General features: G+C 57.5%; 19 protein-coding genes. 8 read left to right on the top strand and 11 right to left on the bottom strand.

The features are described 5' to 3' along the window. Positions 1 to 34: 34 nt before the first annotated feature. The 8 genes from ACQZ45_RS22255 to ACQZ45_RS22220 form a co-directional block, all read right to left on the bottom strand. A complete protein-coding gene (locus ACQZ45_RS22255) occupies positions 35 to 1,732 on the bottom strand; it encodes an acyltransferase (protein WP_025595136.1) in 1,698 nt (565 codons plus the stop codon). After that, positions 1,729 to 3,603: a DUF2264 domain-containing protein gene (locus tag ACQZ45_RS22250; RefSeq protein WP_025595137.1), complete on the bottom strand. Its 1,875-nt coding sequence runs from the start codon at positions 3,601 to 3,603 to the stop codon at positions 1,729 to 1,731. The genes ACQZ45_RS22255 and ACQZ45_RS22250 overlap by 4 nt, the downstream gene beginning before the upstream one ends. 69 nt (positions 3,604 to 3,672) lie before the next feature. Further along, a complete protein-coding gene (locus ACQZ45_RS22245; protein ID WP_013762202.1) occupies positions 3,673 to 4,953 on the bottom strand; it encodes an ABC transporter substrate-binding protein in 1,281 nt (426 codons plus the stop codon). 47 nt (positions 4,954 to 5,000) lie between these two features. Next, complete coding sequence (locus ACQZ45_RS22240; protein WP_003518282.1) at positions 5,001 to 5,705, bottom strand: DUF624 domain-containing protein; 705 nt, start codon at positions 5,703 to 5,705, stop codon at positions 5,001 to 5,003. A 19-nt stretch (positions 5,706 to 5,724) separates the two neighbouring features. Continuing rightward, positions 5,725 to 6,834 carry an ABC transporter ATP-binding protein gene (locus tag ACQZ45_RS22235; RefSeq protein ID WP_448742553.1) on the bottom strand — a complete coding sequence of 370 codons (1,110 nt, stop codon included), beginning with the start codon at positions 6,832 to 6,834 and terminating at the stop codon, positions 5,725 to 5,727. Between the two features lie 13 nt (positions 6,835 to 6,847). After that, positions 6,848 to 8,020 (bottom strand): glycoside hydrolase family 88 protein, encoded by a 1,173-nt coding sequence (locus ACQZ45_RS22230; protein WP_003518286.1) that lies wholly within the window; start codon positions 8,018 to 8,020, stop codon positions 6,848 to 6,850. Positions 8,021 to 8,024: 4 nt separating this feature from the next. Beyond that, complete coding sequence (locus ACQZ45_RS22225) at positions 8,025 to 8,861, bottom strand: carbohydrate ABC transporter permease (RefSeq protein WP_003518288.1); 837 nt, start codon at positions 8,859 to 8,861, stop codon at positions 8,025 to 8,027. Positions 8,862 to 8,864: 3 nt separating this feature from the next. Beyond that, a complete protein-coding gene (locus tag ACQZ45_RS22220) occupies positions 8,865 to 9,794 on the bottom strand; it encodes a carbohydrate ABC transporter permease (RefSeq protein ID WP_236759678.1) in 930 nt (309 codons plus the stop codon). A 246-nt stretch (positions 9,795 to 10,040) separates the two neighbouring features. Between ACQZ45_RS22220 and ACQZ45_RS22215 the strand changes: the two genes are divergently transcribed. Together ACQZ45_RS22215 and ACQZ45_RS22210 are read left to right on the top strand one after the other, a co-directional pair. Beyond that, positions 10,041 to 11,828, top strand: a complete 1,788-nt coding sequence (locus ACQZ45_RS22215) for a heparinase II/III domain-containing protein (RefSeq protein WP_025595138.1) — start codon at positions 10,041 to 10,043, stop codon at positions 11,826 to 11,828. A gap of 10 nt (positions 11,829 to 11,838) precedes the next feature. Beyond that, on the top strand, positions 11,839 to 12,636 hold the full coding sequence (locus tag ACQZ45_RS22210; RefSeq protein ID WP_060642835.1) for a DUF7402 domain-containing protein: 798 nt from the start codon (positions 11,839 to 11,841) through the stop codon (positions 12,634 to 12,636). Here ACQZ45_RS22210 and ACQZ45_RS22205 read toward each other — a convergent pair. After that, on the bottom strand, positions 12,633 to 13,385 hold the full coding sequence (locus ACQZ45_RS22205; protein WP_025595140.1) for a FadR/GntR family transcriptional regulator: 753 nt from the start codon (positions 13,383 to 13,385) through the stop codon (positions 12,633 to 12,635). The genes ACQZ45_RS22210 and ACQZ45_RS22205 overlap by 4 nt on opposite strands. A 502-nt stretch (positions 13,386 to 13,887) precedes the next feature. On the opposite strand from ACQZ45_RS22205, the gene ACQZ45_RS22200 reads away from it, so the two are divergent. The 6 genes from ACQZ45_RS22200 to ACQZ45_RS22175 all read left to right on the top strand — a co-directional run bounded on the left by ACQZ45_RS22200 (position 13,888) and on the right by ACQZ45_RS22175 (position 20,004). Further along, entirely contained in the window at positions 13,888 to 14,721 is an 834-nt protein-coding gene (locus tag ACQZ45_RS22200) for a DUF3100 domain-containing protein (RefSeq protein ID WP_013762197.1), read from the top strand. After that, positions 14,718 to 15,236, top strand: coding sequence for a hypothetical protein (locus tag ACQZ45_RS22195; RefSeq protein WP_003518302.1), 519 nt, complete (start codon positions 14,718 to 14,720; stop codon positions 15,234 to 15,236). The genes ACQZ45_RS22200 and ACQZ45_RS22195 overlap by 4 nt, the downstream gene beginning before the upstream one ends. A gap of 61 nt (positions 15,237 to 15,297) precedes the next feature. Further along, positions 15,298 to 16,455, top strand: coding sequence for a M20 aminoacylase family protein (locus ACQZ45_RS22190; RefSeq protein WP_013762196.1), 1,158 nt, complete (start codon positions 15,298 to 15,300; stop codon positions 16,453 to 16,455). Positions 16,456 to 16,517: 62 nt separating this feature from the next. Then, the gene (locus tag ACQZ45_RS22185) at positions 16,518 to 17,429 is read left to right on the top strand and encodes a LysR family transcriptional regulator (protein WP_003518306.1); all 912 of its coding nucleotides are present in this window, start codon (positions 16,518 to 16,520) and stop codon (positions 17,427 to 17,429) included. 134 nt (positions 17,430 to 17,563) lie between these two features. Continuing rightward, complete coding sequence (locus ACQZ45_RS22180) at positions 17,564 to 18,451, top strand: NAD(P)-dependent oxidoreductase (RefSeq protein WP_013762195.1); 888 nt, start codon at positions 17,564 to 17,566, stop codon at positions 18,449 to 18,451. Between the two features lie 11 nt (positions 18,452 to 18,462). Next, positions 18,463 to 20,004, top strand: a complete 1,542-nt coding sequence (locus ACQZ45_RS22175; protein WP_025595141.1) for an aldehyde dehydrogenase family protein — start codon at positions 18,463 to 18,465, stop codon at positions 20,002 to 20,004. Positions 20,005 to 20,184: 180 nt separating this feature from the next. On the opposite strand, the gene ACQZ45_RS22170 is transcribed toward ACQZ45_RS22175, so the two are convergent. Then, the gene (locus ACQZ45_RS22170) at positions 20,185 to 20,883 is read right to left on the bottom strand and encodes a DUF2161 domain-containing phosphodiesterase (RefSeq protein ID WP_441360828.1); all 699 of its coding nucleotides are present in this window, start codon (positions 20,881 to 20,883) and stop codon (positions 20,185 to 20,187) included. A 314-nt stretch (positions 20,884 to 21,197) separates the two neighbouring features. Continuing rightward, positions 21,198 to 23,141, bottom strand: a complete 1,944-nt coding sequence (locus tag ACQZ45_RS22165; protein ID WP_025595143.1) for a methyl-accepting chemotaxis protein — start codon at positions 23,139 to 23,141, stop codon at positions 21,198 to 21,200. Positions 23,142 to 23,216: the final 75 nt, after the last annotated feature.

Raw genomic sequence — 23,216 nt, 5'->3', positions numbered from 1 at the left:
TCCGTCTTACATCATCGGAAATACACAAGGTAAATCAAGAGGAAATGAAATCAACTCCAAGATGTGCATTCATATTTGTACATAATCTGCGGCAGCCGCCGAGGATTTCCACTGGTTCAAAGCGATGAATGCCTCTCGGTTGGAATGGCAGAAGCTGTTGTTCACCGAGGAGCCTCGCCGAAAGCCAGAGAACAGACATCCACATTTCTGTGCCCTGTAGTCCGGCAGGATGCCCTTCCGCGAAGGCAAATCCGCTGCCTTTCTGCCAGCGCCCCCTATTGCGTCTCAGAACTTCACGGGCGATCTCTTTTGCCTCGTCCCGCCTGTGATCCGTCTGTTCCAGGCAGAGAAGCAGGGGATGGACCGTATCGAGCAGGTTGCAGGCGTTAAACTCCGTACCCTGAAAACCGCCATAGGCGCGATAATTGGCGATGACCGAGTCGACTGCCGCTTCCGGATAGGGAACGGGCAGGCCGAACTGGGCGTAAGAGCCGCGGGTGAGGCGGTAAAAGCCGTTGACCGGTTGCAGCAGGCCCTGCTCGGTCGTCGCGTCACCCCAGAGACCGGTAGTTCTGTCCGCATTCACCATCAGCCAGCCAAATAGTACGGCGAGATTGTCGCCGGATACGAAGTAGCGCCGGTTGAAATAAAGCGCGGTGGAGATGGCGTCGATAGTAGCGCCGCAATGCCATGCCCGGTTTTGCCAGGGGAGTTCTTCCAGAAGAAGAATGAGGGCGTCGGCACGCATCTCCTCCACGAAAGCAATCTGCTGTTTCGGGCCGGCGCCAAGACATTCGAGCGCATATCCGACAGCCAGAATATTGTAGAGGACCGTTGGGTCCTGTTGCGGCGGCGATGAAGGGCGGCGGTTGGCAGAGAAAAACAGTCCTGTTTGGGTATCCTGCATAGCATGAAGGCCAGCCACGGTTCTTTCGACGTCGAAGGCGGTCTCTTGCTGCCCGAAGGCTGCGGCGATCTCGATAGCATCACACAGATGCCTGGCGTTTTCGACCTCATGTCCGGATGCATCGGCTGAACGATAGGAGCCCCCCTCATCATAGGAGCGAATGGCGGCAAGCCAGTCGCCGGCAATTTCCTCGCCGAGTTCTCGCAACAGGCGATCGGTTTCAGGCACCTTGGGCGTATCTGCCTTTTCCCCGCGATATTTCAGAACCCGGGCGGGAACACCACCGGCAACAGCCAAGGCGGGAACGTCTTTCGCCACCACCGCGCCCGCGGCAATAATCGCTCCGCGCCCTATCTTCACGCCGTCCAGCACGACTGCGTTGGCGCCGATCCAGACATCGTCGCCGATATCTATGCCGAGCGAGGTCAACGGCTGGCGATAGATGGGGGTGTCGGTATCGTCAAAACCGTGATTGAAGCCGACGATGCTGACATGCGAGGCGATGCGCGCACCATTACCGATCTTCACCCTGCCGGAAAGGCAGGCATAGGGGTTGATCGAGACGTTTTCTCCAAGTTCGATATCACCGCGCACGATTGCGTAACCGGCAATCCAGGACTGCGCGCCCATCACCAGCCTGTCCGTATGCAACTCGGCTTTTGCGGCGATGTAGACGCCCTGCCCGAAACTGGCATTGGCCGAGCGCTCAAGACCGCGCAACAGCGCCTGATGGTCGGGACGGTCGATATCTTCCTGTTTTCGTTCCCAGGTCAGGATATTCAGCCGATCCAGCCGTTGGAAAACAGTCTGGGTTTCGTCTGTCATAATGGTAAGCCTGCACGGCTTTCATCGAGTGCAAAGGCGGAAACGCGACGTCCCTCAAGCCTGAACATCTCTTCCAGCGCGGTGAGATCGGGAGCATCCGGTAAGGTCACCAATGCCGCTTCTGCCGCCTTGCCGGCGGGTAGCGCCATGCAGGCCGTAACAAGCAGCGTTTCGCCTGATGGAACGGTGCCACGCAATTGCGGCACGAGGGTTCTGGCGTGGATGAGATTGGTGTTGGCAATGGCCTGATGGCACAGTCCTTCACGACGAGCCCCGAGCGAAAGATCGACAATGACGCTTGTGTCGCTTTGGCCGTAGCATACAGCGCGGCATTCTCCCGCTTCTGTTCGGTCACGGTTGAAATCGGCGCGCTCTATGGCAAATCCGCCTTCCGATGTTTGCAGCGCGCGTGGGGTCCGGATGCGGTGCAGCCTAATATGCCACGGATTATGCGGCACGAGCCAGGTCTCTATCTCCACACCCGCCCATGGCCTCCAGCGGGAATAGAGGCAGTCTCCGGCAATCAATGCCTCTTCCATCGTCTCGCGCGTACGGAAGTGTACACCATCGTCGGAAAGACCGAGCATGCCGTCAAAAGCTGCGGCGGCAAAATGCCGGTCATCCGCCTCGACATTGAAGGCATAACGGGTGGAATAGACGAATTTCGAATATTTTTCCTGCGCGCCGCGCATCCTGTCGTGCTGCTGCCCCGAGGATAGAACAACGACGTTGCCGGGCGTATGGAAAGCAACCATGCCCGGTTCCGGCAATGAAACGGGTTCGGCGAATTCTTCTGATCTGGTCTCTTCCGCCGTCCAGAAGGGATGATCGGCGGGCAGCGCCAGCGGCAGGAAGAATTTGAGCGCCCAGTAGGGCGAGCAGGGAGAATTGTAGCTCTCGCTCATTAAAAGGTTCGGATAGCCGTATCCCACGGAAAGTACGCCATCGCGATCCGCGATCGGCCGCTTCGACCACCAGCGGATATGCCGCATGTAATAACCTTTGATCTCTGGCCATGGCAGCGCCTGCAAGCCGGAAAAGGCGAGTGCACCCCAGAAACCACCCGCCGCAAACCGGTATGTCTGGCTGCGCCCGAAGGCGAGCGAGGCCCCGTCCGGCCCGAACCAATGGCGCATGTCGCGGGCGAAAACTCTCGAGCGTTCGATGAGCCGTTTTTTTCTCGCCTCATCGTCTTTCGCAAGCACGGTATAGATCAGCCCATAAAAATGCATGGCGAAGGGAATATAGTGGTCGACACGCCGTACCGGCCCGTCACGATACCAGCCATTGCCGATATCAAATGCCTCTATTTCGTCGAGATATGCATGGGTCTTGGCCGTGTCGAATTCGACACCCACCCGCTCCAGCCCGAGATCGATCAGAACGCGGAAAAACTTCCAGTTATTATCGACGAATTCCCGCTCGCGCGCCGCCAGAAGGTAGACCGTGACGGTCTTTCTATCCGTTTCCGCAAGCGGCTCCCAGATGTGTTCGGGAACCATGGCGAGTGCAAAGCCTATTGCCGCCAGCTCCACCAATCGTTGGTGCCGGTCTGCGGTGTCACCCCAATATTCGGGGTGGGCCGGGTTGGTGCCATTGGCCAATCCGCGCCGGTAGAGATCCCAGTGCGGAAAGTCATAGCCGCCGGCGGCAAGGGGTACGATGCCCCATAACGGTCGGGCAAAGCCTTCCAGTTCGGCAGCCGGGTAATCAAATATCGCGCCTGTCGCGCCCAACTGCACGCGCGCGCCGCCCGCCGAAAAACAGGCAAGCAGCGGATTGAAGAGATCAATCACAGCCTTTGCGAGATCGTCCCTGCTTGAAAGCGGATTGTGAAAGAGCGGATTGGCTGCGGCGGTTTCATGGGGCACGGTGACGAATGTCCGGAATTCTTGGGTCAGGAAAAAGGCCGCAGGCTTTCCGCCTGCGGCCCATGGCAATTATTTGATGGCCTTGACGCCGTCATTCATGTCCTTGATGCCGTCATCGATTGAAATATTGTCGGTCATCAGTGCGTCATGGACACGGTTCAGAACGACTTCGATCTTGGCTGCATTCGGGTTGACCGCCATTTCCAGATAGGCCTTGCCCGCCTGCAACGCGTCCTTGCTGCCCTGATCCTGCGGGAAGCCCGGCAGCGATGCGATCTTCTCAGCCACATCGTCGGTTCGGAGTGCAGGGAAAGTGCCGGTGGAGGCAATGATGGCCGCTCCCTCAGGCCCGGTCACGAACTGAATGAAATCCAGCGCCGCTTCCTTATGGCCGGAATTAGTGTTGACCGACAGTCCGGCAATCTGCGCGGCCGTCGCACCTGCCGCCACGCCATCGGGATGGGGGAATTTCACGATACCCCAGTTGGCGCTTTTCGACTCGCCCGATTTCACCTTGGCGATCTGGGTTCCGACGAACCAGGTGCCCATCGGCAGCATGCCGATCGTTCCGTTGAAGAACAGCGCGGAGTAATGGGTATTGGATGTCTTCAGCGAGGCGTAGGACGGTATCGCGCCGGTCTTTTGCAGGGCAAGCGCACGCTCATACCAGGGTTTCAGGAACTCATAGTTTCCATCAACCATCGTGTGTTTTCCATCCTGAATGCCGGGCAGTTGCACCGTCGAACGCCAAGTGTGCAACAGAGCGCCGTAAATGCGGTTCGCGCCCATGCCGCCCTTCAGCTTGCCGGCTGTTTCATCGAACTGCGCCCAGGTCATGTCATTGGTTGGATAAGGCACGCCTGCCTTGTCGAAAATATCCTTGTTGTAATAGACCACCCAGAAATCGGAGCGGAACGGCAGGGCGTATACCTTGCCGTCAATGGTCAGTTCCTCGATCAGGCCGCCATAGGGTGCCGTCTCGATCTTCTGATCCTTGATGAAGTCGCTGAGATCGGTGATGTTGCCGGCGCGGACCAGATTGGCGTATCCGGGAACGTCCTTGATGGTAACGACGTCAATGTCCTTCGAGCCGCCAGTCAACTGCGTGGATATCATCTGCGTATAGTCCTGCGAGCCGAGGTCCACCACCTCGAACGTGACATTCGGATGCTTCTGCTTATAGGCCTCCATCAAGGGCTTGAAGTAAGCGCCCTTATCCAGATCCCATAGGGCCCATTTCAAGGTGACGGGGGCATCGCCCGCGGCGAATGCTGTTCCTCCCATACCCATGGCAATGCCGAGACCGGCGGTTGCCAGAGCAAATGCACGTCTGGTTGTTTTAAACTCCATAGCCCGTTTCTCCTTCCCTGACTGATGTCGTTTGATTTTGGTATGTCTTAAACGCCGCTCCCCGCCCGTTCTGATATCCGCAGGCGCGTTTGCGCGGCGACGTTTCTCGCCGCGAAACACAGGGCGAACATGCCGAGCGAAAAATTGATGGTTGCCGGCATAAACACGGACACCGGATAGAAGAGGATATGCGCGATCCAGAGCGCCGCGACGAAGCTGAGCGCCGCCAGCATCGGCCATGGTCTGGTGAGCGCCAGAAACGCCGCACGCCGCAGGGTCTGTAAAAGCGGCAAATCCTCCTTCGCCAGGACAACGGTGGCATAGGCGCAGAGAAGGGTGAGGAACAGTGTGACTGCGAGGCTGATCGCAAAAGGCACACTGTAGGCGAGTTGCGACCGGGCAGCATCGGCATAGCTGACAGTTGCGTAACCACCGCCACCGACCACCAGCGCTGCGAGAAGCACAAGCGCGGTGCCGCGCAGGGCGAATGTCCGCAAGGCTTCAAGGAAATCGCGCAGCAGATAGGTATTTTCGTCGTTCGAGAAAGAAACGCAGACGCGGCCCATGGCCAACATTGCTGCGGGCATCGTTACGACCGGCAGGCTGGCGATGATAAAGAGGAGGTTTAGCTTCACCATCTCCCACCATTCGCGTCTGATAATATCGAGGAACAGGGCGAGACCGGTAGGCGGCGGGGCGTTCTTGTCGATCCCGGCTCCTTCCTTCGTCCATAATCCTTCCAGCCATTGCATCGCTTTTCTCCCGGCCCGTTCAATAAAGGATCGATCGCTCGGTGGCGGGATCAAAGAGCTGCGCATTCGTCAGATCGGCCACCAGCTCAACGGGATCGCCGATCTTCGCCCGGAAGCGCGGTGAAACACGTGCGACGAGGTTTTGACCGCCCGAGATGAGATTGAGATGCACTTCCGATCCCATCGGCTCCGCCAATTCCACTGTCGCCTTGAAGGGAGAGACATTGGCGGCATCGATATCCGCCGGAGCAAATTCGTGGAAATTTTCAGGGCGAATGCCCAGAACGAGCTGTTCTCCTTCGTAGGGAAGTACACGCCCAGGATCGATACCTGCCGGCAGCGGCAATGGGTTGCCGTCGAATATGGCGATAAAGCCGTCGCCCTGGCGGTGCAGCGTCACCGGAAGCATGTTCATCTGCGGTGCGCCGATGAAACCTGCAACGAACATGTTAATCGGCCGGTCATATAGATTTTGGGGCGTATCCACCTGCTGGATATGGCCATCCTTCATCACCACGATGCGATCCGCCATGGTCATGGCCTCAACCTGATCGTGGGTCACATAAATGAAGGTGGCGTCCAGCCGCTTGTGAAGCTTGGAAATTTCCGACCGCATGGTGCCGCGCAGCTTGGCATCCAGATTGGAAAGCGGCTCATCGAGAAGAAAAACTTCCGGATTGCGCACCATCGCCCGGCCGAGCGCGACACGCTGGCGCTGGCCACCGGATAGCGCCTTGGGTTTGCGGTTCAGCAGGTGGGTGATGTCTAGAATTTTCGCCGCGTCCTTCACCTTCGTATCGATGAGGTCGCGCGGCGCTTTTCTAAGCTCGAGACCGAAGGCCATGTTCTTGTAGACGGTCATGTGCGGATAAAGCGCATAGTTCTGGAACACCATGGCGATGTCGCGGTCCTTGGAGGGCACATCGTTCATCACGTCTTCGCCGATGCGCAATTCGCCGCCGGAAATTTCCTCCAGCCCGGCAATCATCCGCAGGGTGGTGGATTTGCCGCATCCGGAAGGGCCAACCAGAATGATGAATTCCTTGTCGGCAATATCCAGATCGATATCGTGAACGACCTTGAGCGCGCCGTAGCTTTTATTGAGTTTTTTCAGGGAAATGCTTGCCATCTGTTCCTCGCGCTCACCAATAGGAAGACCAGTTGCGCGAAAGCCGGATCAGCGCTTCCAGATAATAATAATCACCCCAGGAGACGCACTCATCGACCCCTTCGCCCCGGCAGGTATTGTGGGCGGTTTTCTTGGAATAGGTGCCGTGCAGAAGCTGGCCGTTGGAGATCGCCGGGTCGCGGACCGAATAGTTGTCCATCAGGCTCTTCACCATGCGTCTCGCCAGCTCGCGATACTCCTTGGCCTTTTCCCGCGTTTCCAGCTCCGCCATTTCCAGCAGACCGCAGGCGACGATGGCCGCTGCCGAACTGTCGCGCGGCTCGTCATCGCCATCCGCAAAGACCAGGTCCCAATAGGGCACGAGATCATCAGGCAGGCGCTTCAGATAGAAGGCAAGAAGCCGCTCGAACGTTTCGCGATAGGCGGGAAGTCGCTCGTAGCGGTACGAAATGGCCATGCCGGCAATGCCCCAGGCCTGTCCGCGCGCCCAGTAGCTCTCGTCGCTGTAGCCTTGCTTCGTCACGCCGCGCACCGGTGCGCCGGTCTCGGGGTCCATATAGAATGTATGATAGGTGGAATCGTCCGGCCGCACAGAGTGAGCGAGCGTGGTGCGGGCATGGGCAAGGGCGACGGTGCGATAATCTTCCCGGCCCGTTTCCCGGCTTGCCCAATAAAGCAGCGGCAGGTTCAGCAGGCAGTCGATGATGTAACGAAATTCGTTGGGATTATCCCGGCGACCCCAGGCCTGAATGAATTGACCAATCGGCTGGAACCGCTCCATCAGCTGATCGGCGGCCATCAGCGCCGCTCGTCTGCCATCCTCGTCACCCACCAGTTTCCATGCGGCGATGCAGGAGGGCGAATAGAGGAAACCCATATCATGATGGTCGGTCTCTATGCGGTTTTCGATCCGATGAAGAAAGCTCTGCACCTGAATTTGCGCCGCGTGCTGAAAGGTCCTGTCGCCGGTATGTTCGAAGGCGAGCCACATCTGTCCCGGCCAGAAACCGGCGGTCCATTGATCGTTGGCGACTGCGGGGTAAAAATTCTTCACGCTCGAGTGGTTCTGCGCCGCGTAGGTGAACTGCGGCAGATTGCGCCGGACCTGTGCGACGGCGGCTACGAGCGCGGCGTCGATTTCCGCAGCGGTGATCGGGTTCGGAACGGTCGTGGTCAAGTCGAACATGAAATCAACCCTTGAGGCCAGTGGAAGCGACGCCTTCGACGAAGAAGCGCTGCAATGCTAGGAAAACGATGAGAACCGGGATAAGCGCCACAACCGAGGCGGCCATGATCAACCCGTATTCCGCCGAATATTGCGAAATGAACATGCGCAGGCCGATCTGGATGGTCTTCAGCTCGGTCTTGGTGAGATAGATCATCGGCCCGAGGAAGTCGTTCCACGTCGTGACGAAGGTGAAGATCGTCAATGTGGAGAGCGCCGGCTTCGAGAGCGGCAGCATGATCTTTGCCCAGATCTGGTATTCGTTCATGCCATCGATACGGGCCGCTTCGCAAAGCTCGTTCGGAACCGACATGTAGAACTGCCGCATCAGGAAAACGCCGAAGGCGGTGAAGGCCTGCAGGAAAATCAGCGCGAGATGGGTGTTGTTGAGCCCGAATTCGCGCATCAGCAGAAACTGCGGCACCATATAGACCTGCCAGGGCATGGCGATGGTGGCGATATAGCCTAGAAACAGCGTGTTCTTGTAGGGAAAGTGCAGCTTGGCGAAGGCATAGGCGGCAAAGCTGGATGTCAGCAATTGCAGCAGCGTGACGATGATTGTCAGCTTCGATGTATTGTAGATGAACAGCGCCAGTGGGATTTTCGTCCAGATATCGACATAGTTCTCCCAGCGCGGCTGAGAAGGGATCCATTCGATCGGGAAGGCGAAGACATCGCGGCTGAGCTTCAGCGACGCCGACAGCATCCATGCGAACGGCAGGAGCATGACGATGGTGACGATAATCACCGTGAAATAGATGCCGATCGTGGTGGCGGGGATTTTCCGGCCCATGATACGCATGGCTCAATCCTCCCGCTGCCGTTTGAACTGGACGATAGTGACGATGAGAACGAGGAAGAACAGGACGAGGGCGATCATGCTGGAGTAACCGAGGTCCCAAGAAATGAAGGCTTCGTTGTAGATGTGATAGACCAGAACCAGCGTCGAGGTTCCCGGTCCGCCCTGCGTGATCATGTAGACCTGATCGAAAACCTTGAAGGACTGGATCGTCAGCATGACGGTGACGAAAAAAGTCGTCGGTGCGAGCTGCGGCAGGGTGACGTGGATGAATTTCTGCCAGGAATTGGCGCCATCAAGACCGGCCGCTTCATAAAGCTCGGAATTGATGCCCTGTAGCCCGGCGAGATAGATGACCATGTAGTAGCCCATGCTCTTCCACACGCCAAAGAGGATGACGGTAACCATTGCCCAATGCCGGTCCGCCGCCCATCCCGGCATATCGGCGGGATCGAGACCGAGCGTATAGAGCAACATGTTGACCGGACCCATCTCCGGATTGAAAATCATGTTCCAGACGACGGCCACGGCAACCAGTGACGCCACATAGGGAAAGAACATCGCCGTGCGGAAGAAGTTGCGACCTAAGATTTTCTGGTTGAGCAGTATCGCGAGCCCCAGGGCGCAGGCAAGCGTGGCCGGCACCGATGCGACAGTGTAAATGACCGTGTTCCATAAGGCCGCGATGAAGGCCTTGTCCTCGAACAGCCGCCAGAAATTATCCAGGCCTGCAAAACGCATTGGATTGGAGCCGTCCCAATGCATGAAGGCGAGCACGAAGGCAAAAAGGATCGGTCCGAGCGTGAAAATCGCGAAACCGAGAAAATTGGGCGCAATAAAAGAATAGGCCACCAGCGCATTCTCGATCCGGCGTCGCCGCCTGGAGACGATGCGGACTTTTTTCCTGCGATACGGGGCCGCCTGCTTGTCGGACATGGTCGCGGTTGCGATTGCCACAGCCTACCTCCCATTGCTGCCGTTTCACCGCATCTCAGGTGTCGGCTGCTGCGTTTTCCATAACGGCGCGGGATCCTCACCCTGCCGCCTCCCGCGCTCTGGATAACACAATATCGATATTGGTCAAACAACTTTACATTAAGTCAGACAAATTTTCTAGTTTTTCAAAAATACGTATGATAGGAGCCAATCATCGGATTGCGGAACGCGCGGGAGGTTCAGGGCGTGTTTGTCGAAATGATGCGGCTTATGCCCGATCGGTTCGCCGATTTCGGGGCAGAACTCACAGCGAAAAAAATTCACTCCTCAGCGTCGGCTGCGGTTCGCGGCAGCCTTATCGAGGCGGCGGTGCAGGCTCTTGGCGAGTCCTGGTCCACCATTCTGGCGGGCGACTACCGGGAATATAGCGGGAGTGGCAATCGTGATCGTTTCGAGTGGCTTTATTTTTCCCGCCGGCTGAAGCTGAACGCACTGGTTCTTGGTGAATGCGCGGAGGGGCAAGGCCGTTTTCTCGATGCCACCATCGATGGCCTGTGGCTGATATGCGAGGAAAGCGGCTGGCAATTGCCCGCTCATAATTCCCATATTCGCGGCGGCCCGCGTGACCCTCTGCCTGACCCGGAAAACCCAGTGATTGACCTGTTCGCTGCGGAAACGGGTGCCAATCTGGCGTTGTGCCTGCATCTGCTTGGACCGGAGCTGGAGCGGGCAAATACGAATCTCGTTTCGAGAATTCACGCAGAGATAGACCGGCGTATAACGACACCATATCTGAACAGACATTTCTGGTGGATGGGGAACGGCGCAGAACGGATGAACAATTGGACGGCCTGGATCACCCAGAATGTCCTGCTCTCGACGCTGCTCTTGCCGACAGACCAGCCGACGCGACGTTCGGTGGTTGAAAAGGCACTTGAGAGTCTCGACGCGTTTCAGAAGGATTATGCCGAAGACGGGGCCTGCGAAGAGGGCGTTCTTTATTACGGCCATGCAGCACTTTGCATGTTCGGGGCGATGACTATTGTCGAAAGCTGCGCGCCCGGCTCGATTGCCCCGCTCTTCAATGCGCCGAAGCTGCGAAACATGGCCGAATTCGTCCTCAATATGCATGTGGCAGAAGACCGTTTTTTCAACTTCGCCGATGCGCCGGCGAAGGTCGAGACATCAGGGGTGCGGGAATATCTCTTGGGCAAAGCCGTTTCCTCGACCCCGCTTCAGGCCTTCGCTGCCGCCTGCTGGAACCGCTCACCGGACCGGCTTATGTCGAAGGAATGGAACCTTTGGTATCGCGTTCAGGCGGTTCTCACCACACCGGAATTGTCAGCGCTTACGCCCGTGGCACCCACAAAGACCGACATAGTTTATTCAGGCATCGGACTGGTGATTGCCCGTGACAGTGTTTTCGATCTTGCCGTCAAGGCAGGCAATAACGGCGAAAGCCATAACCATAACGATGTCGGCAGTTTCACGCTTTACAAACACGGCCGGCCATTCATCATCGATGTGGGGGTGGAAGCCTACACCGCCAAAACCTTTTCCCCGCAGCGCTATGACATCTGGACGATGCAATCGGCCTTTCACAACCTGCCGACCTTCGGCGGCGTCATGCAATCCGCCGGACCTGAGTTTGCAGCACGCGATTTTGTGGCCGAATTCTCGGAGGGAAAGGCGGAAATTTCCTTTGATATAGCCGGTGCATATCCAGCCGCAGCAACTGTCGCGCATTATCGTCGCCGTGTCCGGTTGCTGCGCGGCAGCCATGTGGAAATCATCGATGACCATCGGGGCGAAATTGACGCGGTCCTGTCGCTGATGGTTGCAGAAAAACCGCAAATCACACCGGGTGGCTTTAATTTTGCAGACCTAGGAAAGGTGGACTGCGACGGCGAGGGCGACCCGGCCATTGAGACGATATCGATCGACGATACCCGCCTTCGCCAGTCCTGGCCGCCGGTGATCTATCGCATTCTCATCCCTGTTAAAGCCAACCGTCTTTGCCTGAAAATCACTTAAGGAAGTGCCGATGAAGCTTACACTCAAGGTCGTTAATGCGGCTGGCGCGATTTTGGCGCAGACCGGTGCGGAAGACGAGGTTTTTCTCGTCTACAGGGCCGAGTATTGCGAGGGTGATCGGCTTGTCGTCGAGGTTTCACAGCCCGGACACATCTGGCTTGCCCTGGATGCCGGAATGCCGGCGACACTGGTTTTTTTACGAACGACAGAATTCGTCCTGCCCGTTCCTTCCGCCTCAAGGCGAAAATCCTATCCGCCGCAGGCGTTCAGCGGCGCCATTCACCGGATCGCGGCGCGCCGTGCGCTCGCCGGGGATGTTGGGGTCCGTAGAAACCTGGCCTTGAACCCGTTTGATGAACATGAAAACACCGCCCTGTTTCCACACGTCTATGCGAGTACCGAGACGCGCGGAGAGGCCGCCTTTGCGGCACGCAATGTGATTGATGGTGAAAAAGCCAGCGCAGGTCACGGTTTTTGGCCCTATACCAGCTGGGGCATCAATCGCGATCCTGACGCTTCATTGACGCTTGTTTTTGGCCGTGCGGTGATGATCGACCAACTGACATTCTATCTGCGGGCGGATTTCCCCCACGATGCATGGTGGAAACAAGCGAGTGTCACCTTTTCCGACGGTGAGTGCGTAAGCTTCGCCTTGCAAAAAACCGGAGCCGCCCAGACTTTTTCAGTCTCGCCGCGCCAGGTGGAATGGATTCGTCTGCACGATCTTAAAAAAGCGGATGACCCATCGCCATTTCCCGCACTGACGCAAATCGAGGTCTGGGGCGCCGATCTTCCGGAAAGTCTTTAGCTGTGCGCGATGCCCCGCAGGTCGCGCATCATGTCACGGTAGCGGTTCTGGCTGCCGCGTAGATGCGCCTGCATCGCCAGTTTGGCATCCTGTTCATTTCTGTCCGATATGGCGATGACGATCGCCTCATGTTCCTTGTGGATCAGCCGTCTGTAGGCCGTCTGGTCGTTTTCCGCGGCTTCGGAAACCACGCGGGATTGCGGGATGACGGCCTGGCCGTGCAACTCGAGAAATTGTGTGAAGAGCGGATTGTTGGTCGCGGTCGCCACGGCGATGTGAAGAGCCAGATCCGCCTCGCGAATGGAGCGGTTCTGCTCAATACATTCGAGAAGCCGGGCGTGACAGTCGAAAATCGCCTCTTCCTGCGATGGTGAACGGCGAAGAGCGGCAAGGCCTGCCGCCTCGATTTCAAGCGGCGTTCTGATTTCCAACACTTCAAGGTCGGAAGACAGTCGGGCGCGATCGACGCCGGGAGCGGACGAGACTTCCTTTCCGCGCTTCAGCACGAAGATGCCAGCCCCCTGGCGAACCTCCACCAGCCCGTCGCATCGCAACGCCGTAACCGCCTCACGCACGACAGTGCGGCTGACACCGTGCGCCTCCGTCATTTCGATCTCGCTGGGCAGGCGGTCGCCGGGTCCATATTGGCCGGACGCAATAGCGTTTCTAAGGCTCAAGCTGACCTTGGTCACCAGAGACCCGGAAGACTTGCTGCGCTGTTTTTGTTGTTCTGGCACGTCGGTCACCATGCATGGAAAATAGAGAATGATAAATATGTATGATGAATTTCATTCAAACTCAATGATCATACCAATTATACCAGTTTTTGCACAAATGCCTCATATCGTTCAAAATTGGCGATGAGCAGCTTGATAATCGAACGTGTTACCGGATCGCGTGCATTTCCCATCATCGGCAACAGGGAAATCCGCCAGAAATTCGCCGCGTCGTAGGCTCGGCATGGTCTCCTTACCGCTGAGTAAACGGAGGCTTCCTGGCGTCTTCGTCCGGCACGTATGTATTGCACGCGGCAGGCCTGTTGCATTTTTCACGTGTTTCCCGAGCCTGGCTGTCTATCGGACCCGAGAAATACTGTTCCAAAATTCTCTCACGGACTGCCCGTCTGTTGCCGCACGCGCAACGCATTGTTCCCGCTTCCGGGACTACAAAGTGTCATAGCTCACTTCATATTCGTCGATGGTGCACATAAAGAAAAACAATCGGTGCGCGACCGACCAGAGGAAGAAAAATATGAGCAGAGCCCCAACATCAGCAGGAAGCTGGTGGCTTCACGGTATCGTCCTGGCCATCGTCATCATTGCGGAAATAATCGGCATCCGAAAAGTTCCGATCGGCATAGGAACCGTCGTGTTCCTGCCGATCCTGTATGCGTTTGCCATCGGCATCGCGCTTAACCCGCATATTCTAAAGAAGACGGCAAAGCTCATTCCGCCGAGCGCCGTGAAACTTTCCGGCACTATGATCACCATCGCGATCATGCCGTTCATTGCGAAGTTCGGAACAACAGTTGGGCCTCAGATCGAGAAAATCATCGAGGCAGGCCCGGCGCTTGTCTTGCAGGAAATAGGCAATCTCGGAACGATCCTGATCGCTTTCCCGGTCGCCGTGTTTCTCCTGCGTATGGGCCGTGAGGCGATCGGAGCCACCTACTCGATCGACCGCGAACCGAACATCGCATTGATTGCCGATCGCTACGGCCTGAACAGCCCCGAGGGAGCTGGCGCAATGGGCGTCTATGCCACCGGGACGCTGATCGGTACATTCGTCTTCGCAATCATGCCTCCTCTGATCCATGCGCTTGGATGGTTCGATTATCGCGCACTGGCAATGTCCTGTGGCGTCGGCTCGGGCAGCATGCTGGCAGCCTGCACGGGTAGCCTTGCTACCGTCATGCCGGAAAACAAGGACATCATTCTGGCTCTGGCAGCGGCGAGCAACATCCTCACCTATGCGACCGGTCTTTATGTCGGCCTGTTCGTGGCACTTCCGTTGACAGAGTGGCTTTATAAGAAATCACGGCCTCACGACCCCGCCAACAAGGTTCAGACAGGAGCGAAGATATGAGCATGAACTCAACCCACACTGCGTCCGCTGAACACACATTGCCATCCGAGGGTGAAGACGAACGCAAAATCAACGTCGTCCGATACTCCGGACTTCTGTTGGTCGCGTCTCTCATCGGCCTCGTTTCGAACTGGGTAGGCACCGGCACAGACCCGCTCACCGCCTTGCCGGGCATGAGTATATTGTACCTCGTTTCGGTCGGTGGTCTTCTGTTTGCCCGTTTCATGCCGTTCTACTTGCCGGGCGTGGCATGGACGTCGCTGCTTGCGATCCTCGTGACAATTCCGGGCATTCCCGGTTCGGCATGGGTGATTTCGCAGGTAGAGGCTCTTAACTTCCTCGCTCTTGCGACGCCCGCACTGGCTTATGGCGGCCTCGCCCTCACCAAGGGCGAATTCGACATCGCACGAAAATCGGGATGGAAGATCGTCATCATCGCCGTCTGCGTGATGTTCGGCACATATATTGGCTCGGTCTTTATCGCAGACATTGCGCTTCGGATCGGTGGGCAATAATACCGGAACCAGATGCGGCCGTCCTGCAAAGACGGCTGCATCCTTCAGGAGCAAGACCTAGATGCAGCAATTCTTTCCAAGCACGGAAATCGATGAAGCCGTTCAATGGCGGCACTATCTCCACCAAAACCCTGAATTGGGATTTCAGGAGCAGGAAACGTCAGCTTTCATCGCGGCACGCCTTTCCGAATGGGGTTACTCAGTTCGCACGGGTTACGGTAAGACCGGAGTGGTCGGAACGCTCAGCCGCGGGACGTCTTCAAAGGTGATTGGCATCCGCGCAGACATCGATGCACTTCCGATCCTGGAGCAAACAGGGCTTGCCTATGCCTCCCGCACACCCGGCAAGATGCATGCCTGCGGCCACGACGGTCACGTGTCGATGGCGCTTGCCGCCGCCCGCGCCTGCAGCCGGTTGAACTTCGACGGCACGGTGCATTTCATTTTCCAACCCGCAGAAGAAAACGAGGGCGGAGGCCGGGCGATGGTCGAGGACGGCCTGTTCCGCGATTTCCCCATGGACGCAATCTACGGTCTGCACAACTGGCCGGCGCTGGAGCTTGGCAAATGCGTTGCCAGGGACGACCAGATGATGGCGGCGTTTGGAACATTCGAGATCACGATAACCGGCCGTGGCGCTCACGGAGCCATGCCCCATGAAGGTGCTGACCCGATCGTGGCCGCATCTCAAATCGTCTCCGGACTTCAAACCATTGCCAGCCGCAACGTCTCCCCTCTGGAATCCGCCGTCATTTCGGTGACACAGATACACGGAGGTGACGCCTGGAACGTCATCCCGGAGAATGTCGTCATCCGCGGCACCACGCGCTGGTTCGAGGAGGATGTCGGCGCAAAGATAGAGAAACGCATTCACGCCTTGGCAACCTCTATTGCAACCGGATTCGACTGCACTGCGACAGTCGATCATCTCTTCCGATATCCGGCGACGATAAACGATCCAGGATGCGCCGCAATCATCAGGGATATTGCCTCCACCATGCCGGGGATCGAGGTAGTCGACGCCATGCCGAGCATGGCTGCTGAAGACTTTTCCTTCATGCTCCGCGAAAAGGCAGGATGTTATTTCTGGCTTGGCGCGCAAAAGGCCGGTAAAAATCCAGGGCTCCACTCAGCCTATTTCGACTTCAACGACGCGCTTCTCCCCTTGGGGGTTCAGATGTGGATATCCCTCGTCGACAACCAGCTGAAGGCAGCGTAAGGGCGTTGCTTCAAAAGCAACGCGCATTGACCTGATAATCGTTCCGGCACAGGATGGCTTTGATGGAGACCATGGATGCCAAAGCACTGCGGATGTTTATGGCCGTCGTTCGCTTCGGCTCGATCCGCAGTGCGGCCGAACATCTCAATGTCGCCCCTTCAGTCGTCAGCCGCCAGATCGCCGATACAGAGAAGAAGATCGGTCTTCCGCTTTTCGACAGAACAAGCCGGGGCGTTGGACTGACCGAGGCCGGGGAACTGGTGTTTGAACATGGCAAACGTATCCTCGAAGACAATGGTCTGCTTTCGGAACAACTCGACCAGCTGAGAGGCGTGCAACGGGGACGCATCCGGCTTTGTTGTGGTGAGGGTTTTCTAGGGGACCTCATCGAACACGGGCTAAAGCCCTTCGTCACCGTCTATCCGGCGATCCGTTACGACGTCCAGTTGGGAAGTACCGAAGGCGTTCTCGATAGTGTCGCCAACGGCGATACGGATATTGGCATTGCCTACAATCCGGTCATCGATATTCGTGTCCGGTCCCTCGCCATTTCCCGGCAACCGCTTTGTCTTGTCGCCCCACTCGGACATCGGCTGTTGAGCAACCCGCGGGTGGCGCTCGAAGACTGCCTGGCTGACACGCAATACGCCTTGCTCAGCAAAGGACACGGCGTCACCCAGCTTGTCAGCCGTGTCGCGGCCAATTGTGGTGCAGCGGTTACACCGCTGATCGAGACGCCGTCCATCGATGCTCTGCGCCGCTTCGTGGCCGCCGGCCTTGGCGTGACCTTCCTCCCCAGATTCGCCGTGTCAACCGAACTTATGAGGTCGGCGTTCGGCGTCGTCGAACTGAGCGATCCGCTTCTGTCCGAGGCCAGCGCCCACCTGATGGTCAAAGCACGGCGCCGGCTGCCCAGGTCGGTGGACAGTCTCGCAGGATATCTCGCCGCCGAAATGACGGCGTTCAAAGCCTGATGCGCGTTGCTGAACCCGCAACGCTCTGTACCCGGACACCTCACTATCGAGTGTCCCCTTTTGATGAGAACGTCCCACCTGAATGATCGTCAGCCGATGCCACGCGGCGGCGCAGATAAAGGGAGTTCGATCAAATGTCGGATGCAAAGCAGACAATTGTTGGAATAATTGGCCTTGGAAGCATGGGCCTTGGCATGGCTCAAACGCTGGCTGGCAAGGGTTTCCGGACATTGGGTTTCGATCTGTCGGAAGAGAGGAAAGAGCTGGCGCAGCAGTCCGGCGTCGTTGCCGTAGACACCATCGCGCATGCCTTTGAAGAGAGCACTTTCCTGGTCTTCTCGCTGCCAACGGCCAAGGACGTTGCCAGCGTGGTCAACGACCAGATCGAAATCCTGAAAAGCCGGAGCGCTCAGCGGGTGATCATCATCGACACCTCGACGTCGGAACCAGACGTGAGCCGCGAGCTTGCCGCAAAGCTTGCCTTGCTTGGTCACGGCTTTCTGGATGCACCGGTCAGCGGCGGCCCCGCCGGTGCTGCCTCTGGCAAGTTGACGATGATGATTGGTGGCACTGACGAAGACGTCGCTCTTGCAAGGCCCGCCATCGAAGCCATGTCGGCCAAAGCCCTGCATGTGGGGCCTAGCGGCGCGGGCAATGTCGCCAAGCTGGTGAACAACCTTCTTGCCGCAGCACACATGGTAACGACCAGTGAGGGTCTGAAGCTTGCTCTCGCCGCAGGGATCGATCCCGAAGCAGCGCTACGTGTTCTCAACGCAGCGTCGGGTCGATCTATGATCAGCGAAGTGCATTTCCCAACGTGGATCATGTCGGACAAGTTCGACAGCGGTTTCTCGATGGGACTGATGCGAAAGGACGTTCGGCTTGCGCATGAGCTTGCAGCAAGGACCGGTGCAGACCTGCCTATGGCAGAGATCGTTGCAAAACTTTGGTCCGGCTCCAGCGACCTGAAAGATTCCGACGACTTTACCCGCATGGGCGCTTTCCAGCCCGCTTCAAACTAAGGACGAGCATTATGGGCAACGTAGATATCATCCGCGATCCGGGTCCGCGCATTCGCGAAATCCTCAAGGCCTTCATCGGCACCGAAGAGATCGGCAGTTTCGTTAATGGTGAGATTGTCTTCGGTTCGGGCGAAGAGCTCACCCTTACCGATCCCTCCAGCGGCAAATCCTTCGCGACATACAAAGACGCCGACAGTTCGGTGGTGGACAGCGCAATGGATGCCGCCGCCAGAGCGCAACGCGCATGGATGCAACTCACCGCCTCCGGCCGCGGACGGGTCATGAACGAGATCGCACGCACGATCCGCGAACATTCGGCCGACATCGCTGAAATCGAAAGCCGCTCGGCTGGCCGTCCGATCCGCGATATCCGTGGCGAAGTCGTCAAAGTCGCAGAGATGTTCGAATATTACGCCGGATGGTGCGACAAGCTGCATGGCGACGTCATTCCCGTTCCGACTTCCCATCTCAACTACACACGCCAGGAACCGATCGGCGTGGTTGTACAGATCACGCCGTGGAACGCACCGCTGAACACCGGCGGATGGCAGATCGCGCCCGCCATCTGTGCTGGCAACGCGGTCGTCATCAAGCCCTCCGAACTGACGCCGCTCAGCACCATCATTCTGGGTCTTCTCTGCGAGCAGGGTGGAGCGCCCCGCGGCCTGGTGAACGTCATCGCGGGCCAGGGCGTGACCGCCGGGCAAGCAGCCGTGGCCCACGCCAAGACGGGTCTTGTCGTGTTCGTCGGATCGGCGCATGCGGGATCTCTGATTGCAGCGGCGGCAGCCAAAAATGTGGTCCCCTGTATTCTTGAACTTGGCGGCAAATCTGCCAACGTCGTTTTCGACGACGCCGATATCGACCGCGCAATCCTCGGCGCCCAATCGGCGATCTTTGGCGGCGCGGGACAAAGTTGTGTTGCCGGTTCAAGACTGCTGATTCATCGTTCTGTTCATAAGCAGTTCATCGAGCGCTATGCGGCGGCAACGGCGAAAATTCCTGTCGGCGACCCCTATCTCGACACAACCCAGATCGGTCCGATCAACAATCTACGCCAGTGGAACAAGATCAGCGAGATGGTCCAGCAGGGCATCAGCGAAGGCGCGCATCTGGCTACAGGCGGACGCAAGCCAGAGCACCTCGAGGAGACAGGCGGCTTTTATTTTGCGCCAACCATCCTCGATAATGTCGCTTCGGATGCGACGATCTCGAAAGAAGAGGTTTTCGGCCCGGTCGTCGGCGTTACGCCATTCGATACGGAGGAGGAGGCAATCTCGCTCGCCAATGACAATCCTTACGGACTTGCCGGAGCTGTCTGGACGCAAAACGTCGCACGGGCACACCGGGTCGCCTCGCAGGTCCGGGCGGGAACATTCTGGATCAACGGCTACAAGACCATCAGCGTGATGTCGCCTTTTGGTGGTTTCGGCAAAAGCGGTTACGGCCGTTCCAGCGGCAGGGACGCGCTTCTCGCTTATACCCAGACAAAAAGCATCTGGGTCGAAACCGCCGCGGAACCGGTCATCACCTTCGGTTATTTCTCGGGCTGATCAAGGCAGGACCGGGCAACAGTCCGGTCCTCATCTCGCTGGAGGCCGTGGCGCTATTGCTCCTCGGGAGGGGCGACGGCACAGGCTATTCATCGCGGTTGCCATCGGTATTGGCGTAGGTTGCGCAGCGGGTTGGGACGCGATCAACGTCCCATAGAGATCGAGCCGAATTTCAAAAGATCAAGGGGCCTTCGGCGGCTCTCCATCAACGACGGTCTTTGCCGTCATCTCCTGCTGCGGCCATCGGCGCAGTGCCTCCCGTCCGGTATCGGTCAAGCCGTAGACGCCTCTATCCAGACGGTCAAACCAGCCATAGACGTTTGCAAGCAAAATCTTCCCGGCATCCGGTACGCTGGATCTGACTTGACGCACGCGCAGCGGCCCCGATGTCAACGCCAAAGCGCAGCCGAGTGCCTGCTGCCGGTACGCGGTCATGATTGGTGCGCGGGTGCTTCCACCCACCGCCGGATCTCCGCGTCGCCTCTCGTGTTCACGTATCAATCGCGAACGCCGTTTCGGGTTGGTTCGCGGCATCGGTGATATGGAACTGACAATAACGCTGACGTCCCCAACATCGGAAATGCCGAGCATGCCGATCCCGAGCCTGCGGCAGAGGTCGCGATAACGTTTATCAGCCTCGCGGCCCTTGCCCTTGGCTGAGACCCGTGCCGCAATCCAGACCTCGTCTGCGATAGCCGCGCGATCAACCGCCTGCAAAATAAGCTCCAGATTGAAGCTCAGTTTTAGCTCGCAGATGACGACAACAGGCGGATCGGCGTCGCTCAATCCGACGAGGTCACAACTGCCAACCTCACCTTTGACAGTGTAACCCGCTTGCTCAAGGAAAGATTTGACGGGCAGATAAAGTGAAGTTTCCATGTACCCGCAGATTAAAGTGACGATCCAGGCGCTAGATATATCGATCCGCCTGCGTAGAACAACCATTATAACCACCCATGCGGTTGCAAGTTGTCGGTGGTGCGGGCAGTCGCCAATAATCCCTAAGACGATCAATTGACACTTTTCCCCAAAAGTGGACGACTTTTTGGTGGAAAAATACGATCAAAAATCGTCGAGGATTCGATTTGCGATCGGCAAGGCACCGGCAATCAGAGTCCAATCACCGGTGCAAGTGTTTACGAAAAAGCCTTCAATCTCTCATCTGACCTCAGGCGCGAAAGACCTCGCATTTCTCAAAACTCTTCCCAATTGTCTGGCGATGTGCTCAGGGCGGCATTGCCGGAGAACGCAGCTTTAATCTTTCCGCCGAGTGCACGCGCAGGAGAAACAGCAGGCCTGTCGGCGGACGAGGCTGCGCGAACCGGTGCGGAGATGTCGCTGTAACCACCTTCTGACAATTTGAACCGAGCGAGCAGTTGGTTGAGCGACGAAGCCTCGCGTGCAAGCCCGTGGCTTGCCGCCGTGCTTTCTTCCACCATGGCAGCGTTCTTCTGGGTGTCCTGGTCCATCTGGTTCACAGCCGTATTGATCTGCTGGAGACCAGAGGATTGCTCCTGTGCCGATTCCGCGATCGCCATCACGTGACGGTTGATTTCCTGTACTTCCGTGACGATGAGTTCGAGTGCTTTGCCCGTTTCGCCAACCAGTTGCACACCCTGCTGAACCTGACTGTTCGATGTCGTAATGAGATTCTTGATCTCCTTGGCGGCACCTGCGGAACGCTGTGCCAGTTCGCGAACCTCTTGGGCAACAACCGCAAATCCCTTGCCCGCCTCACCGGCACGGGCAGCTTCCACGCCTGCATTCAGCGCCAGAAGGTTGGTCTGGAAAGCAATCTCGTCGATCACGCCGATAATGTTGGAAATCTCATCAGCGGATGCAGCAATTTGCTCCATAGCCGTGACAGCTTTCTGCACCACTTCTCCCGACTGTTCCGCGCCAACTTTTGCACGACTGACAAAGTGGCCCGCTTCTTGCGCCCGTTTGGTCGAGTCTTTCACCGTCGTGGTGATCTCTTCCAGTGCAGCAGCAGTCTCCTCGACGGCCGCTGCCTGCTGTTCCGTACGCTTGGCCAGATCGTCAGCTGCGGCCCTGATCTCGTTCGCGCCGGAGTCGATGCCGCGCGCGTTCTGCGCCACCTGGTTCAGAGTCGATTGCAGCTGTTCCGCTGCCCTGTTGAAGTCGCCGCGAATACCGTCAAGGCTGGACACGAACGGCTGAGCGATCCGGTAAGTAACGTCGCCCTGAGCGATCTTCGAAAGGGCAGCAGCAAGGTTGTCGACGGCGAATTGCACGTCGGCAGCTTCTTTCGCCTTCTGTTTCTCGCGCTCTATCCGGTCCTGCTCTGAAGATGACCGATGGTTTTCCGTTTCATTCTCAAGCCGGAGGCGCTCGATGGCGTTCTCGCGAAATGCCTGAACAGCAGCGGCCATCTGGCCGACTTCATCCTTGCGGTCCATACCTTCGATTTCGCTGGCTGTATCGCCTGCCGCCAACGACCCCATCCGCTCGCGAAGCCGCGCAATCGGAGTGGTAATGCCACGCGAAGAAATAAGCAGGCCGAGCGCGATCAATGCCAGGGAAACAAGTGCTATGCTGACCAGAGCTGTCCAGATTGTCGTGTTGGTGCTGGCCGTGAGGCGCTCTCTCCCATCGTTCATCACCTGGATCAGTTGCTCGTTCCCCGCGCTGATTTTCGGTGAGACTTCAGTTATTTTTCGAAGGACGTTAAGCGCCATCTGCTGAGCTTCAGCATTTTTTCCCGCCTGCATGAGAGCGATGACCTGATTGCCGATTTCCTCAACCTCGGCAACGCCCTTGAGGATATCACGAGCGGCATCCGTCCGGGCCGGCACCAGCTGCATGATTTTATTCTGCCGTTCTTCCAGTTGCTTCCGGTCGGCCTTGAATGTTTTGACAGCGGCCTCGAAATCACTGCTGGTCGAGTCATTGAGGCTGGCGCGAAGCATCTGCATGCCGAGTGCATTGAGATTGCCGCTGGTTCGGGCGTTCAGCACCGCAGCAAGCGCCTCATTGGCGATGAAATCACTGTAGACATTGTCGGTATTTTTATATTGCAAGCTGACGTAGCTGATTCCGGAAAGCGACATCAAACTCATCACCGATATGACGAATAAGACCTTTGTTTTTATTTTGGTATTCTTCAGGAAAGACATGAATAGCCTCAGGGCAAGCGCTCCTCCAGCTGTCCGCGCAGGAAGCCAGGGAAACAAACAATGGAACATCGCGGG

The organism is Agrobacterium sp. 16-2014-1-2a, assembly GCF_053522705.1.
Note: the sequence above shows the minus strand (reverse complement) of the source record. Positions and strands in the feature narration are given on the sequence as shown.